Source organism: Bradyrhizobium sp. NAS80.1, from assembly GCF_001908205.1.
In the GTDB taxonomy this organism is placed as follows: domain Bacteria; phylum Pseudomonadota; class Alphaproteobacteria; order Rhizobiales; family Xanthobacteraceae; genus Bradyrhizobium.
Genome location: NZ_LGHL01000236.1, coordinates 1 through 14,947, shown reverse-complemented (window position 1 = coordinate 14,947; position 14,947 = coordinate 1). Strand labels below are relative to the sequence as shown.

Below are 14,947 nucleotides of genomic sequence, written 5' to 3'. Positions count from 1 at the left end.
CTTTCCCCGTTCGATCAACGATGCAGATCGCCGTTAGCTTCAGGGACACGTCCAGTCCGACATAATGCTCCATTGCAGCTCTCCTGTTTGCAGGCCCAAGAGGTGAGCCTCATCGAGAGAGCTGATTCCCAGAGCCTCAGTGTGGCTCTGGCCCGGAATTACCCCATGTGTGAAGACGCGAAGGGTCGAAACACGACTAGAATTACATTTCTCCAGTTCGTCGTCTAAGTTGAAGGCGCTTACGCGCTTGAGCGCTACAACGGTCTTGGACGAATATCATCTTCTATCGCGCAAGCGTCTTGGCGTTTTCACACAGCCAAGACCCAAGCCGGTGCGCTACTTTTCAAGCTCCCTTTGTTATGCGCGCGCTGGGATCTAGGCTGGGAGCTCGGTCTGTTGTTGCTTCTTCTACTGGTTCAATCGGTAGTGCGCGATGATTACGTCGCTCGCGCGTTCGCTGATCATGTAGACGGCGCTTGCTATGAAAAAGCCGGGAATGCGGGGGAATACGCTCGCGTCTACGACGCGCGAGCCGGTCACGCCGCGCACACGGAAGTCGCCGTCCAGGACCGCCATGGGATCATCGCTGCTTCCGATGGCACAGGTGCACGACGCGTGGTGTCCCCATGCCTCGTGTCGGACGAAATCGTTTAGTTTATCTGTATCGTCGGCGGCGGCTCCCGGAATGGTTTCCTCCTCGATCAATTCCGGTAGACGAGCGGCGATGCGACGCGCGATGCCGATCTCGTCGATCACGCCCCTGAGATCTCGTCCTTCAGCATCGCTTCCCTCCTCAAAGTAGCGAAACTCGATCAGGGGCGCGTCGCGTGGGTCCGTCGAAGCAAGACGGACCGCTCCGGCCCGGTTCTCCGTATGCGCCTTGAGGACCAAGATGGTCAGCCGATCGTGCTTGATCGCACTCTCGGCGGCATAGCCTGGATAATAGCCGTGAAAATCGACCGGGAGTGCAAACACGAAGAGGTCCGGGTCTGTGCCCGCCACGCTCGACTTCGCAACCACGCCGGCAAGGGATCCGTTCGTGCTGTAAGGCCCGTCCTTTTGCTCGGACCATTCCTGAAAGAGATGGTCACCGATCCCGCCGCGCCCCGGCACATCCAGGGTCGCTCCATTGAAGACCGGATAGGCGCGCTTGAGCCGATGTACGACGCCGACCTCGTAGCGATCTTGCAAATTCGCTCCGACGCCTGGCCGGTCGAGCAGCGCCGCAATGCCATGCGCCTCCAATTCCTGGCGCGGCCCAATGCCCGACAACTTGAGAATCTGAGGAGTATTGAAAGCGCCGCCGGCCAGGATGACCTCGCGCGCTGTGAAAGCCGTTTGCGGCTCCCCCGGACCATGCGCCTTGGCATTGTTCGGGTCGGCCATATACAGATGCTCGCCATCGAGATAGGCAACGCCGACCGCCCGATCTCCCTCGAAGAGGACGCGACTGACGAGCGAATGGTAGCGGATCTCGAGCCGGTCGGGGTGCTTGCGCAAAGCCGCTAGAACACGCTCGCGCGCGCCGTTGCGGCGTCCTGCGTCGACCGCGACCGGAATGAACGACATGCCCTCGCGCCGCTCCGATACGAAGCGCCAGTCGTTCGGATCGTTCGGAAGGACAACATCTTCGGGGGTGCCGTAGCTGGCGCGGCTTTCGGCCTCGATGGCATTGATGATGTCCAGAAACCACGGCTCGCGCCCAGCAAGCTTGGGATGAGCACGCGTCGTCTTCAGCCAGCCGTCGACGCCATGAAGTGACGCATCGCCCGGCCGCGTCGGATTGTTGGGATCTGGATCGCGGCCACGCCATGCCTCGATCCGCTGGAAACGACGGCGCATCGGCTCCGGACTCCAGTCGGAGTCACCGGTCACCTCGGCGATGTGGTCCCAATCGGAGTTGTGCGGGTAGACCGTGACGAGTGCGCTGATGGCCGTGCTACCACCGAGCGTGCTCCCTCGCGGATAAAGGATGCCTCCGCGTCCACTGACATACTTGCCGTCGACAAACGAAAAGGGTCTTTTGGCCTGCAGGAAAAAAACTTAGTATGGGCGCTCGAAATAGCGACCTAGCACCGGTCGCAGGACCGGTCATATCATGTTGATGCCGAACGTCCCGGAAGCAATGTTTCACGCCCTTGCACGGATCGATTCTGCGGAATCGGTTGAGGCGGTAGGTGCGGCGTTTAAGGCCTTTGCCAATCTCTTCGGCTACGACCGTTATATCGTGTGCAGCGCTTCCACGTTTACCGACGACATGATCGAGGAAATCTATCTTGTCGAGGGCGATTGGACCGACGGCCAGGATGTTGATCGCGACACCTACTTGCTTCACTGTCCGATCACTCGTCATTTGCTGAGTACCGATCATCCCTTCATTTGGTCCAAAAGCCATGCGGGGGATGACGGCAAGCCGAAATATTGGATCGTGCGCAGCGGCTGTCGCTTCGGAGAGGTGAATGGTATCCAGATTCCTGTTTTCGGGCGCTCGGGGCTCGAAGGCGCTATATCGCTCGCAGGCCGGACAATCGATGTGCATCGCGAAGCCATATTAGCTGCCCGAGTGGTCGCCGAGACGGCGTACTGGAGACTGCGACACATCCTCTATCCCTCGATCACAGAGCACGCGAAGGGCGTGCTGACGCCTCGAGAGCGAGAGGTCCTTAGTCTAACGGCCTTAGGCAAGAGACAATCGGAAATCGCCGTCATTTTGTCGGTTTCCGAGCGGACCGTGGAAAATACCCTCCGCGCCGCCCGTCTTCGTCTCGGAACAACGACCACGGCCCACGCCATCGTGACGGCCGTCAAAAATCGCGAGATCAAAGCATAGTTTCCGCGGCTCACATTCTGATATCCCACTCCCATCGTGGGCGCGCCGATCGCAAGGGATGCAGCCGTGGTTGAAGCGGAGCCAGATCTCAGCCTGACGCACACGGCCACCTTTTCCCCGCGATGGCATGCTCTTGTTTTCAGGACTTGTGCAAATTGCTCCAGGAAACGCTTGCTATCGCGATCACACGTCGGTTTGAGGTTCGAGGCGATTTCCAGACATTCGACGCAGGTCGGCATTCTCGTGCACGTAACGTCCCGTTCCCTCAATGCCGGTGAGCGATAAGATCGCGTCCGCCACCGTCTCGGCGCGGATGGCTCCATAGCGCGAGAGCGGGCCGAACAGGATCGGTGTGAGCGCGGCGGACACACGCTGCCCGATGGCCTCCCAAACCCTGCGCTCTCTGCGGCTGCCGAGGAGGAAGCCGGGACGGATCAGGTCCGTCCGCTCGAAGCCGAGGTCGATGACTGCCCGCTCGATTGCACCCTTGGTCTGAAGATAGAAGCCGGAACTGCCTGCCCCGGCTGCGGTCATGAGAACGAACTGGCGCGCGCCGAGCGCCCGCGTGCCCCTGGCAACGGCGAGCACATAATCGTGGTCGACGCGGAACATGGCCGGCCGCGATCCGGCCGTGCGAATGGTCGTGCCGAGGCAGGATATGGCGACATCAATGCCCTCGGGCGCGATGCCCTTCAGCACGACCTCGGGTGCCTCGCAGAGCTGCTCGAAATCCACGGGATAGCCGGAGGCGGACGATCCCCGCCGAACGAGGCTGACGAGATCGATGTCAGGACGCGCCACGAGCCGGGCGTTCACGAGGCCGCCGACCAATCCGGAGCCGCCGGCGAGAAGGACGCGTTGGGTCACCGCAAGGAGTTCCTTCGCCAGTTGGAGAGGACGGCCTGTCCGCGTGCATAGACAGGAATGGTTCAATTCACCGGCCGCCTATTCGGCGTTTGCCTTGTCTGGTTCAAGCGATTTGAGTTTCTGCAACAACAGACTTTCTCTTCGCTATAAGAGGAAACCCGCAGATGACGAAAAATGGAACTAGATATGTCCACACCGAACCTTGGAGTGCAGAGTCTCGAGCATTTCAAGATGCACTCTATCAAGGTGAAGTAAAGGGGCTATTTGCGTCCGTTATGGCCGGGACGATCAACAAGGAGATGTTGAAGAGCTTCGCCGATATAGACGACGTTCGGAATGCTGCGCCCATACCAACGTCATTGCTCGATATCTGCGACTTGCGTGATGATAAAGTTATTGGTCGTGACGTATGGACACTAACTCCGAGGGACGGCGGCCAAGATAGGACCATTTTTTATAATCACGGTGGCGGCTACGTAATCAATATTACTGCAGCGCACTGGCAGTATCTTGAAGCACTCTGTCGAGCAACGCGCGCAAAGATTGTAGTGCCGGACTATCCGCTAGCACCCGACAGTACCTACGAAGCTGCTTTCAGCTGCATTGAGGCAGCTTTTGAGAGAGTCGCTTCCGAAACCGATCCGGCCAAGATTGTCCTAATGGGTGACTCGGCCGGCGGCGGGCTTAGCCTAGGCTTTGCTCAAACACTCAGGGATAGTGGTAAGCCGTTGCCGGGGCAGGTTTTTGTGCTCTCTAATCCGGACATGGACTTGGTCGATGATCGCGACCACGTGCTCGGTATGCGGGGTCTCGTTCAAGCCGGGCGTGCATACGCCGGCAGCCAGGATCCGCGCCACCATCAAATCAGCCCGATCTACGGAAGTTTTGAAGGTCTCCCGTCAATATCGATCTTCCAAGGAACACACGACATATTCGTTGCAGAAAGCCGCAAACTGGTTGCACGGTTGCAGCGGGAGGGGTTATCGGTGAACTACTTCGAATTTCCCAACCAGCGTCATGTATGGGCGCTATTCCAAACGCCAGAGTCAAAGACCGCCATAGAAAAAATGGTGGAGCTAATCGACAGAAAGTAAGAATTGCCCGGGTCGTGCGATTTGTATTCAAGCGCCGGTTCGGGTTGTCAAAAGATGGTGGCACTTCCGTCGACGACCGCTCCCGTGTGTGGACGAGGATCGTGGCAACTCCGACACAAAGAGGCAAATTCTGCCGCGCAGGGTCACTCGCCTCATTATGAGGGGCCGAATGCAGGCTCTTCTCGCGGCTGCATTCTTGTCTATTAAGATCGTCATTCATTAAGCAAGTTCTGCCAATCCGGCGGCACGCTTCCATCGGGACCCGGAACAGGTTGATCTGCCGGATGAGCATGAGGCGGCAGCAACTTGGGACCCCAAAAGATCGAGTTGTTCCGATAGTCATAGAACCACTCTTCACCTGGCTCGAAACTCGTAATCACAGGATGTCCTGTACGGCGATAGTGTTTGGTGGCATGCTGATTGGGTGAGTTATCGCAGCATCCGATATGCCCGCATTGCGCACAACGACGCAAGTGAAACCACCACTGCCCAGACTTTGAGCATTCTACACATCCCGTCCCGCTCGGAGTCGATCTAAGATTGATGCCTGTATCGCTCACGACCTCTCCCTCGTTTCACGGCTCTGCCGTATACTCACCACGGCAGACTCGGATCGTTGTCCATACGTTACCGTCGAATTCCGAGTCCCGTCGCGGTGCGGCCGGTTTTTGCCCCGCGCAATCCGGACATTCGGCCGGACCCGCAAGGCTGAGAAGCGTCATATTCGGACGAAGTGCGTCGCAGCAAAAGAAGCTCGATCACCTCGTTTGTCATGTCAAAATGCGCGGCTCGGGGATGAGGCGCGAGCTGCGCTGGCCGGTGAAATATGTCCAGAGCCATTGGCGTTGCACGCGCAGCCGGTTCTGCAGTTGCGGCAGGGAAAGGATATGGACGAACGCCCACACCAGCCACGTCAGGAAGCCGCTTGTGTGCAGCCAGCCCCGCTCCAGCACAGCGTAATTCTTGCCGATGACGGCCATGTTGCCCTTGTCGAAATAGCGGAACGGACGTTCGACCTGCCGCCCCTTCAGCTCTTTCTCGATCAGCCGCCCGACGTACCGCCCTTCCTGAATCGCTGCCTGCGCCACGCCTGGCACCGGATGTCCGTTTTGCATGACCGACGCCGCGTCACCGACGACGAACACCCCGGGCGCGTCCACGACTTTCAGGAATGGATCAACGAGCGCCCGCCCCACGCGGTCGGTCTTGGTACCGAGCATCTTTGGAATCGGCGATGCAGCGACCCCCGCGGTCCACAGCACCGTTGCGCTCGGGATCCTATTTCCGCCGGCGATCACGCCCTTGTCGTCGATTGTCTCGACCCTGACATCCGTCACGACCTTCACGCCAAGTTTCTCGAGACGCCCGGCGGCTTTGCGCGACACCGACTCGGCAAAAGTCGGCAGAACCCGCTTGGCCCCTTCGATGAGAATGATGCTGGCCTTTGCCGGATCGATGCGGTGGAAGTTGCCCCGCAGCGTGACCTTCGTCAGGTGCGCCAAGGACCCCGCAAGTTCAACGCCGGTGGGACCTGCGCCGACCAGCACGAACGTCATTTGTCGCGCGCGTTCGCGCTCGTCCTCGGTCATTACGGCCAGTTCGAACGCGCCCAGGATTTTGGCTCGGATCGTCTCGGCGTCGGTGAGACTCTTGAGCCCCGGCGCATATCGCGCGAATTCGTCGTGCCCGAAGTAGCTGGGGCGCACGCCGGTCGCGACCACCAGATAGTCGAACGCGATCTGACGGACGTCGGCGCCCGAGGAGACCGCCTCAATCGTGCGGGAAGCAACGTCGACCCCGGTGATCTCCGACAGGAGTACGCTGACGTTTCGCTGCTTCGCCTCGAGCTGACGGATCGGCGCGGCGATCTCGGCGGGAGAGAGGATCGCCGTCGCCACCTGATAGAGCAGCGGCTGAAAGATGTGGTGGTTGCGGCGGTCGATCAGTACGACCTCGGCATCGCTTTTTCGCAGGGCGCGAGCGGCAGCGAGCCCAGCAAATCCGCCGCCGACGATTACGACTCGCTTTCGCCTCTCAGCTTGCGAGCGAACGGCTTCCGCTACACGTGGGCGCTGCTCCTGCAGATTGCTGCTCATGGCTCGCCTCGCGCGAACATTAAAACAATGCAGCTCCTAGCTCCGCAGCGGAAGCCATTCAGGTTTGCTTGAACCACGCGCCGCCAGCACCGTACGAAAGGCTCCCGGTGTGCGCGACATTACGACCTGGTCGGTCATTCCCTGATAGGCTCCAAGCGGCGTTTCCGCGGTAAATAGATCCGGAGCGATGTACGTGTGCTCGTCGGTCGAGCCCGCGGTCGCTTTTGCGTACGCCTTGTCGAAGATGCCTAACGAGAGCAACCAAAGCACAGTCCTTGTCAGCGAAACCACGACGCGATAGCTGCCTCCCTCGATCGCGCGCCGGCGCAGGGCTGCAAGGATTCCCGTCGACCCTAGCCAGGCGACCACGTTATCGCAAATCGGCACAATCGGCGGCTGCCTAGGCCGAGTCGGGGAACCTTCGATCGTGAAGAGGCCAGACACCGCGGCGCCGATTTCATCGAAACCGGGCCGGTTTGACCACGGTCCCTTCGCCCCGTGCAGAACGACGGTTGCGTGAATCAATCCGGGTTTCTGCTCGCAAAGCGCCTCGGCATCGAGGTCGTGCTTTTTCAAAAATCCTGGGCGCTTGTTGGCAAAGAATACATCAGCGTACTGGAGAAGCTGATTGAACCGCTCCCGATCCTCCTTCGAATCGTCCAGTATCGTTGAACGCATTCCCACCTGGACATCCCATGCGAAGGCTTCTACCTCCGAATCGCGGGGTCTCCAGATGTTGAGCACGTCCGCGCCGTATAGAGCCATGTCTCTTCCCATCGCGCCCCCCGCGATGACATGCCCCATGCCGAACGCGCGGATGCCGGAAAGAGGAAGATTGCCGCTCGCCTTGAGCGGAACGGGGTCGCTCTCCCCGATTTTCTCCACCACGATCAGCGGCATTTTGGAGAGGACTTGTGTGTATTGGGGTTCGCGACGGAATTCCTCGTTCGTACGCGCCACCGCGAGAACCAATCCTTCGACCGCCGCAGCCTGCTCTAATTCCGCGGCGTCCCATTTGAGTATGGCGTTGTTGATGGCTTCGGTACTTGGGCTGCAGCGGAGAAAATCGAGGGTGCGGACAAGTAGTTGAGGATAAATGCCCAGCGCCACCACGTATCGTCCGTCACGTGTCTCGCGAAAGAAGTGATCCATGTCAAAGAATGGGATGACCGCATAGCCACCGGGGGTGGGGGCTCGGCCATTGACGGTATTCCATTTGCCCTCAAAGAATCCGCAAAAACGCCGCAGCGCCTTGCGCACGTCTACTGAGATATTCTGTCCCTCGCCGGTAACTTGTCTCCAAAGAGCGGCTACCGCTACGCTCCTCGCAGCCAGACCGATTGCAGCCATTGTCCCGAACCGCAGCGGGCTTTTGAGAATTGGATCTCTTCCGTAGAAACTGAGTTCCCCGCCACAATCATCACTCGTCATGCCGACATCCGCGAGGACTTCATTCACGCTTTTCTTCAGATCGAAGTCTGGCGACGTTGCGGGATGACCCAGCTTCTCTTCCAGTACCTCAGTTAAATCGCCGCTCGTTTCAACCGATCGGTCAGTGATTGTCGAGGTGCTCATTGGTGGGTCTCCTTTCTCAAATTTTGCAGGACCGACTTAGTTCTCCTTCTTTCGTTGAGTTACTTAGGCTGCGCCCATTGGTTGGCCGCTATCTTTGTTGAGGCCAGTTTCTGCTCGTAGCTTGAGAAGCCCGATTAACACTCGGTTTTCCTCTTGCGCGAGCTGATCGACCGCCCGCCCGGCAGCTTCGTGCATCACTCCGTTGATGACCTTTTGCTTTAGCTCAGGCGTGATGTTTGGAGTTCCAAGGGCCTTCATCATGCCTTCTAGGGGAGGCATGAGATGATCCATGAAATGTTTGATTCCCCCCGCGCCACCGCCCAGGTGCCATTGCAAGCTTTGGCCCATCACGCCCCAGCGAAGCCCGGGCCCATAGCAGACGGCAGCATCAGTGTCCTCCACGCTCAAGACGCCTTGTTCGATCAGGTAGAGCATCTCGCGGTAGAGCGCGGCTTGGAACCGGTTCGCCACATGTCCGGGAAGCTCCTTCTTTAAATGGATTGGCTTCTTGCCGATTGAAGCATAGAAGCTGATCGCTTGCTGAACCGCGTCCGGCGAAGTCTTACTGCCGCCGACGACTTCGACTAACGGGATGATATGCGGCGGATTGAATGGATGTCCGATGAGCACACGCTCCGGGTGTTTGCATTGCGACTGAATCACACTTGGCGTTATCCCCGACGAACTCGAAACGAGAAGGGTATCAACCGGCGCAACCTCCTCCATCTCCGCGTAGAGCTTGATCTTGAAATCCGGACGTTCCGGCGCGTTTTCCTGGACGAGATCGGCCTGTGAGAGTGCTTCCTTCATGTTAGTCGTAAAACTCAAGCGGTCGCGGGATGCGCCCTTCGAAAGGCCGATGCTCGTTAGGTCCTTCCACGCGTCGTCAATCAATTTGCGCAGATTAGATTCGGCGTTTTGCGCGGGGTCAGTGGCAACGACATCGAATCCGCGGGCCAAATATTCAGCGGCCCAACTAGCGCCGATGACCCCGGTGCCAACAACCGCAATGCGGCGAATGGGCTTGGTGTCGGTCATGTCAGTTCTCCGATACGTCTGTTAGACTTCGGCATAGGCGATGCCGGTGAGATTGCCCTGGGCGTAAAGGAAGTTGCACTCGTTCTTTCCATCGAGATCGGCGGAATAGACCGAACCAGCGAGATCGGTGACGAACATCCGGTTGCTTGGTACGTCGAGGGCGATGCCGATTCCCTCCATCAGGTGCGTAATCAGGATCTCAGGCGCCACCTTTTTATCGACCGGCGTGCGATTGACGGTGTTGCCGTGCGGAGGATCGCCGCGGTCAGTCCAGTAGAGGCAGCGATTTTTGAGGTCGAGCTCGAGATCGATCGGTTCGGGCAACTGATCGAACAGCACCTCGATATCGGAGCGGTTCGCTGGGCTCTCGCCCTTGGGGACGTCGACATTGGCGCGGCACAAACGGCCTAGTCCGCCCTTCGTCGGGCCTTTTTGCGTCCAGTAGATTTTACCAAGCTTCGGATCAATGGCGATTCCGACGCACCAACGCGTTTGATCGCGCCGGTCCGTGTCGCCGCGGCCGGTCTCGACCAGCGTTTCAACCTGCGATCCGTCGAGGTTCGCACGCATCACGCGCATTCCCTCGCGGTCGCACCAATAGAGCTTGCCGCTGTCGTTATCGAGGTGGATTTGTTTCGGCGTATGCGTGATGCCTTGCGGGACAAGGACCCGCCGATTCCCGCCGTCAAGGTCGGCCCGCTCAATCGAACCGTCGTCGAGATTGGGCACGCCCATGTTGGTCCAATAAATATGACCTGCCTTCGCATCCACGACGATGCCGTCGGGGAGATGGCAATCGGTAACAATGGTCTTGCGGTCGGAGCCGTCGATGTTCATCGAGTGAATGCGGTCGCCGCTCAGTTCGAGAAGGAATAATCGGCCCGAGCGCGTCGCGCCCGATGAAGCCTTAGTTCCCGTGGCTGGAAGTACGGTCATTGTCTATCCTCCCGTTTCGTGTGTCCTCCTGTTTCACAGGTGCGCCTCGATCGCCCGCAGCGCAGTCGCGGGATTATCTTGTCGGGGATAGGCTCGACAAATAATCCATCTCCAGTTCGCCGTCATAAGTTTCGAAGCCGAGCTCCAATACCTCCTTCACCCGCGCCTGCGTCACGTCGCTCACGACACTCAAATCGGCCTCATGGGCCTCCACCAGAAGCCCCTCTGATAGGGAACTAAATGCTCCTCTATCCACGGCCGCCTTGGTGTGAGCGATGGCATGCGCGGGAAACGAGGCGATGCGGCGAGCTAGTTTCTCGACAAAAGGCGTGAGTTCGTCCGCGGGCAAGGCTCGATTGATGTAGCCGTAACGCTCTGCCAACTCTGCCGAGAAATCAGTGCAACCCAGGAGCACCTCCAACGCGCGGCCGCGCCCCATAAGCCGTGGCAATCTTTGCGTGGAGCCACCGCCTGGAACAAGTCCAATCGCCACCTCTGGATGGCCGAAGATCGCTTTGCCAGCGGCAGCAAAACACAGGTCCGCGGCCAGCGCGATCTCACTCCCTCCCCCGCGGGCCCGTCCCTCGACCTTGGCAATGGTTACCTTGGACATATTCCTGAACTGCTCGCCAATCGTCTGCGTAAGACGAAAACTGCGCGTCTGGGACACCGTCTTGAACGCCGCTGCAACCCGGCCCAGACCAGAGTGGGCTATGAAAAAATCAGGAAGCGCGCTCTGCAAGACTACAACCCGGACGCTCTCATCGGCCTCGAGCTCCCTGCCGAGTCTCTCGAATTCCGCCGACAGCACCTCATCAAGAAGATTTATCGGCGCGTGATCGATGCTGACGAATGCGACGCCGGAATCGAACACGAAGCGGAAACACTTGTAATCAGAATACTGCATGGAGGTGGCTCCATTTCCGTGACCGTTCCAGACGGCCCAACTTTAGCCTGATGGCACCACCCTCATCGTCGCCGAACAGCGCCAGAGAAAAACTCCGAAGCCGTTCAATCGAGACTCGTCTTCCCGAGCATCCGGAACCAGGCGGCGTTGTCCCAGTATGCCTTCATTGCGACGATCCGATCGAGTTCGTCGCCATGAACGATGAAAACGTGGGGAAGATCGTAGCGTCGTCCCTTGTTGGAGATGCCAAACCCATCCTTTGCCTGGGTGCCGCTGATCCTCACCTCGGCTGTTACCGTCCGCCCATCGGCACTCGGGTAGACGCCTCCGATCTCGTTTGACAAGTCAGGGAAAACATCGATGAGGCCGGACCAGATCTTTCGTCCAGCCTCCGTCGCCGCACCCGTCAATTCGGCCGGGTAGTAGTCGATCCTTCCGCCCGGCCCAAAAAGGGTGAGCATGCCCTCCACGTCGTGTTGGCGGTAGCGATCGAAGAACTGCCTCGTTGTATCGATCAGTGCCATTCTCGCCTCCCCCTCTCACACATTCGTCGGTCCGGCCGGCGTATGGGGGCACTTAGCCGCTCGGCAAGGGCGAGCGGAATGCGCCATCAGGACCAGCGAAGTGTCAGCTCGCTTGCCCTACTTCTTTCAGAAGTGCCTGCGCGGCCGCCTTGCCGATGTTGTTGGACGCGAGAGGACTGTCGCCACTGATGAGCTTTCTGTCCTGATGGGTTCTCCCGGTCATGTCGTCGTTCACTACCTCGGCACCGAGCTTTCGCAGTTCCTCGGCAACAAGCCATGGCATCGGGCCAGGCATGTATCCTATGTCTGGATTCTTTAGATCCAAGGCGTCCGGGAAGACGCACACCTTGTAGCCCTTGTATATGTAGTTGTCTTTGGATTCGCCGATCGCAGCCGACAGCAAACATGCTGGTCCATGGCAAAGAGTGATCACGAACTTGTCGTTCGCCATCGCCCATTTGAGGACCTGCTTGACCTCTTCGCTGTGCGGAATGCCGACGATCGCGCCGTGGCCACCCGGAATGAACACCGCAATATACTTCGAGTTCGCCCCGAGGTCATTCTTGATGACATCCGACAATTTGCGAGGGCTCTTCAGCTGAGGCAGGTACTTCTGATAGACGCCCTGTACCTCCATGTCCTCCTTCGGGAAGGCCCACAACTCCAGCTTAACTGGATTTCCGGACACGGTCGCGACATCACAGTCGAAGCCAGCCTTGGTCATGTGATACATGGGCAACAGCATTTCGAGCGGGTGGTTGCCAGTCGAAAACATCGTGCCATTCTTCATCAGAAGGTATCTTTCATCGGCTCCGATCATCAGTACCTTCCACTTACCTTCGCGATACGGATTGGGGTAATCGGCTCCGCTCAAATTGGATTTGGGAGACGTGTACTGACTCAATGAATAACGCGAGGGGAAAAAGGCATTGTTCTCAGCCGGATCCGGCGTCGGGCGCTTGTCCATATCGAGATTTTCGTTTGCCATGGCTCTTACCTCTCGGTTCACTTCAGCGAAGTTGATAAGAACGGAGACCGTACTCTTTAGTTTGCCGAATGATGCCGCACGTACCGGCTTTTTCGACAGCATCGCAGGGCACCGCTCGACTAAGGCGAATTTAGGCAAAATGTGAAGCGCCCGCCCATAGGGGAAATCCCCTACGCGTAGTCTTTTTTGAGGGGGATGCGATTGCTTGGAGTGAGGAACGCGACTGCCGAGTTCGCGGTTCAGATGACCGTTGACGATCCTGGTGAGGACGTCGGTGAGACATCCGTTCTAGTCTTTGTCACGGTCATGGTGGTCCTAGCTCCTCGTCCGAGCGATGATCTTCGCAACCATCGGATTACTATGACCGCTTCAGCTTCTCAGCTTTTGCAGGACCGACCTCCCGCACACTACACTGCCAGTGTCGACGCTAGAACGCGTATGCTTCGACGATCTCGAGCAACCGGCAAATTGTTCGACAGTCACTTCGACTGAGGGTATGATCGCGCGGGTGCGTACCCAAAACGATGGATGTGGCTCATCCGATTTGTTTACTTTTGGGCTTAGATGGAGCCAGGCATGGACGGCGTGTCGACCTCTGGTAAAGAACTTCAAAGGTCCTCCGACGCCCCAAGTGACGGTCAGGAGAGGAGCACGCCCTCGGCGACACGTGGTCCTTCCATCATCGTTGGCATTGTCGCCACGGTCGTCGCCGCGCTTTCCATCTTCTATCTCCTGCGACCAGAACCACTGCTCGTACAGGGTGAGGTCGATGCAACACGGCTGGATATCGCCGCACGCGTCGACGGACGGGTCAAGGAAATCCCCGTCGAACGCGGCCAGAATATTCCTGCGCGCGCTGTCCTCGTACGCGTCGATAATCCCGAGACTCTGGCCAAATTCGAGCAAATGAAGGCCGCAAAGACCGTTGCGGATGCCCAGCTGGCCAACGTCTTGGTCGGAACGCGCGTGGAAACCATCGCCGCGCGCAAGGCGGAAATGGAACGCGCACAGGCGGCTTTGGTACTGGCGCAGAAGACCTTTGACCGTACTCATACCCTGACCGAACAAGGCAACGCGCCGCAAGCTCGCCTGGACCAGGTGACAGATTCGCTGCACGAAACCGAGCGGGCGGTCGATCAGGCCAAATCCGCCTATGAACAGGCGGTCAACGGCTACACCAAGGAAGAACGGGCGATCGCCAAGGCCAACGTCGAAAAGGCCAGTGCCGATATCCAGAGCGTGCAATCGATCATTGATCAGCTCGTGGTCTATGCTCCCGTCGCTTCCGGGGTCTATCAGCGCAATGTGGAGCCGGGCGAATATGTATCGCCGGGCGTGCCGCTCGTGACCTTGATCGATCTGGGCGACGTCTGGATCCACTTCGATCTTCGCGAGGATCTCGTGAAGGGCCTGAAGGTCGGCGATCGATTTGACGTTCGTATTCCGGCTCTCGATGACCGCCGTGTCCCGGTCGAGGTCAAGCTCATTGCCACCAAGGGCGAATATGCGAGCTGGCGCGCCACCCGCGCCACCGGCGATTTCGATTTGCGGACGTTCTCGATCCGCGCCTATCCAGTGCAGCCGGTGCCCGAGTTGCGACCAGGAATGAGCGCCTATCTCGACTGGCGGTCACGGCAATGAGGCCGGCGTCAAGGCCCGGATTTCTGCGTGTTGCACAGCGCGAGTGTCACTGGCTGTTTCACGATCGCGTGGCGCTGCTCTTGATCTTCGGCGTGCCTCTCTTTGCGTTCGTGGTTCTCACGACGGTCTTCAGCCATCCCGTCATCCGGGGGCTCGGCGTGACCGTCGTCGACGAGGACAATTCGGACACATCACGTGCCCTAGTGGAATACGTCGCGGCTTCTCCGAGCCTGAAGGTCGTCGACCGCTCCGGCACGCTGTCGACGGCGGTGCAGGACATACGATCCGGCAAGGCAATCTCGGCCATCTATATCCCGCCGAATTTCGAGCGCGACCTGAAGGCGCAACGGCGCCCGCAGGTGGTCGGGTTCTATAACCAGCAGTTTCTGACGCCGGCCGGCGTTGCCTCCTCGGGCCTGAGCGACGCGTTATCCGCCGCGGCCGCCGTGGC

At 58.8% G+C, this 14,947-nt stretch carries 14 protein-coding genes; 4 read left to right on the top strand and 10 right to left on the bottom strand.

Translation table 11 applies throughout. The annotated features are described in order from the left end of the window. Positions 1 to 408: 408 nt before the first annotated feature. Positions 409 to 1,974, bottom strand: coding sequence for a GMC family oxidoreductase (locus AC629_RS39170; RefSeq protein ID WP_283848233.1), 1,566 nt, complete (start codon positions 1,972 to 1,974; stop codon positions 409 to 411). Positions 1,975 to 2,098: 124 nt separating this feature from the next. Between AC629_RS39170 and AC629_RS39165 the strand changes: the two genes are divergently transcribed. Further along, on the top strand, positions 2,099 to 2,830 hold the full coding sequence (locus AC629_RS39165; RefSeq protein WP_084810032.1) for a PA1136 family autoinducer-binding transcriptional regulator: 732 nt from the start codon (positions 2,099 to 2,101) through the stop codon (positions 2,828 to 2,830). Positions 2,831 to 3,013: 183 nt separating this feature from the next. Here AC629_RS39165 and AC629_RS39160 read toward each other — a convergent pair whose 3' ends face one another. Continuing rightward, a complete protein-coding gene (locus tag AC629_RS39160; RefSeq protein WP_084810031.1) occupies positions 3,014 to 3,697 on the bottom strand; it encodes a Rossmann-fold NAD(P)-binding domain-containing protein in 684 nt (227 codons plus the stop codon). 164 nt (positions 3,698 to 3,861) lie between these two features. Here AC629_RS39160 and AC629_RS39155 point away from each other — a divergent pair, with 164 nt between their 5' ends. Continuing rightward, positions 3,862 to 4,791 carry an alpha/beta hydrolase gene (locus AC629_RS39155; RefSeq protein ID WP_084810030.1) on the top strand — a complete coding sequence of 310 codons (930 nt, stop codon included), beginning with the start codon at positions 3,862 to 3,864 and terminating at the stop codon, positions 4,789 to 4,791. A 212-nt stretch (positions 4,792 to 5,003) separates the two neighbouring features. Here AC629_RS39155 and AC629_RS39150 read toward each other — a convergent pair whose 3' ends face one another. From AC629_RS39150 to hchA, 8 genes are all read right to left on the bottom strand, one after another. Further along, positions 5,004 to 5,351 carry a UBP-type zinc finger domain-containing protein gene (locus AC629_RS39150; protein WP_084810029.1) on the bottom strand — a complete coding sequence of 116 codons (348 nt, stop codon included), beginning with the start codon at positions 5,349 to 5,351 and terminating at the stop codon, positions 5,004 to 5,006. A gap of 210 nt (positions 5,352 to 5,561) precedes the next feature. After that, positions 5,562 to 6,887 carry an NAD(P)/FAD-dependent oxidoreductase gene (locus AC629_RS39145; protein ID WP_084810028.1) on the bottom strand — a complete coding sequence of 442 codons (1,326 nt, stop codon included), beginning with the start codon at positions 6,885 to 6,887 and terminating at the stop codon, positions 5,562 to 5,564. A 36-nt stretch (positions 6,888 to 6,923) separates the two neighbouring features. Next, entirely contained in the window at positions 6,924 to 8,462 is a 1,539-nt protein-coding gene (locus AC629_RS39140; protein WP_084810027.1) for a CoA transferase, read from the bottom strand. Between the two features lie 63 nt (positions 8,463 to 8,525). Continuing rightward, positions 8,526 to 9,500: a 3-hydroxyacyl-CoA dehydrogenase NAD-binding domain-containing protein gene (locus tag AC629_RS39135; protein WP_084810026.1), complete on the bottom strand. Its 975-nt coding sequence runs from the start codon at positions 9,498 to 9,500 to the stop codon at positions 8,526 to 8,528. Positions 9,501 to 9,521: 21 nt separating this feature from the next. Next, positions 9,522 to 10,436, bottom strand: coding sequence for a 3-hydroxyacyl-CoA dehydrogenase (locus tag AC629_RS39130; protein WP_084810025.1), 915 nt, complete (start codon positions 10,434 to 10,436; stop codon positions 9,522 to 9,524). A gap of 73 nt (positions 10,437 to 10,509) precedes the next feature. Continuing rightward, a complete protein-coding gene (locus AC629_RS39125) occupies positions 10,510 to 11,343 on the bottom strand; it encodes an enoyl-CoA hydratase/isomerase family protein (RefSeq protein ID WP_084810024.1) in 834 nt (277 codons plus the stop codon). A gap of 104 nt (positions 11,344 to 11,447) precedes the next feature. Next, positions 11,448 to 11,867, bottom strand: a complete 420-nt coding sequence (locus AC629_RS39120) for a nuclear transport factor 2 family protein (RefSeq protein WP_084810023.1) — start codon at positions 11,865 to 11,867, stop codon at positions 11,448 to 11,450. A gap of 103 nt (positions 11,868 to 11,970) precedes the next feature. Next, the gene (gene hchA / locus AC629_RS39115) at positions 11,971 to 12,957 is read right to left on the bottom strand and encodes a glyoxalase III HchA (RefSeq protein ID WP_245332136.1); all 987 of its coding nucleotides are present in this window, start codon (positions 12,955 to 12,957) and stop codon (positions 11,971 to 11,973) included. 474 nt (positions 12,958 to 13,431) lie between these two features. Between hchA and AC629_RS39105 the strand changes: the two genes are divergently transcribed. Then, a complete protein-coding gene (locus AC629_RS39105) occupies positions 13,432 to 14,496 on the top strand; it encodes an HlyD family secretion protein (RefSeq protein ID WP_084810020.1) in 1,065 nt (354 codons plus the stop codon). Then, positions 14,493 to 14,947: ABC transporter permease (locus AC629_RS39100; protein WP_143199793.1), on the top strand; the 455-nt coding region annotated here is incomplete at its 3' end. The genes AC629_RS39105 and AC629_RS39100, both read left to right, overlap by 4 nt.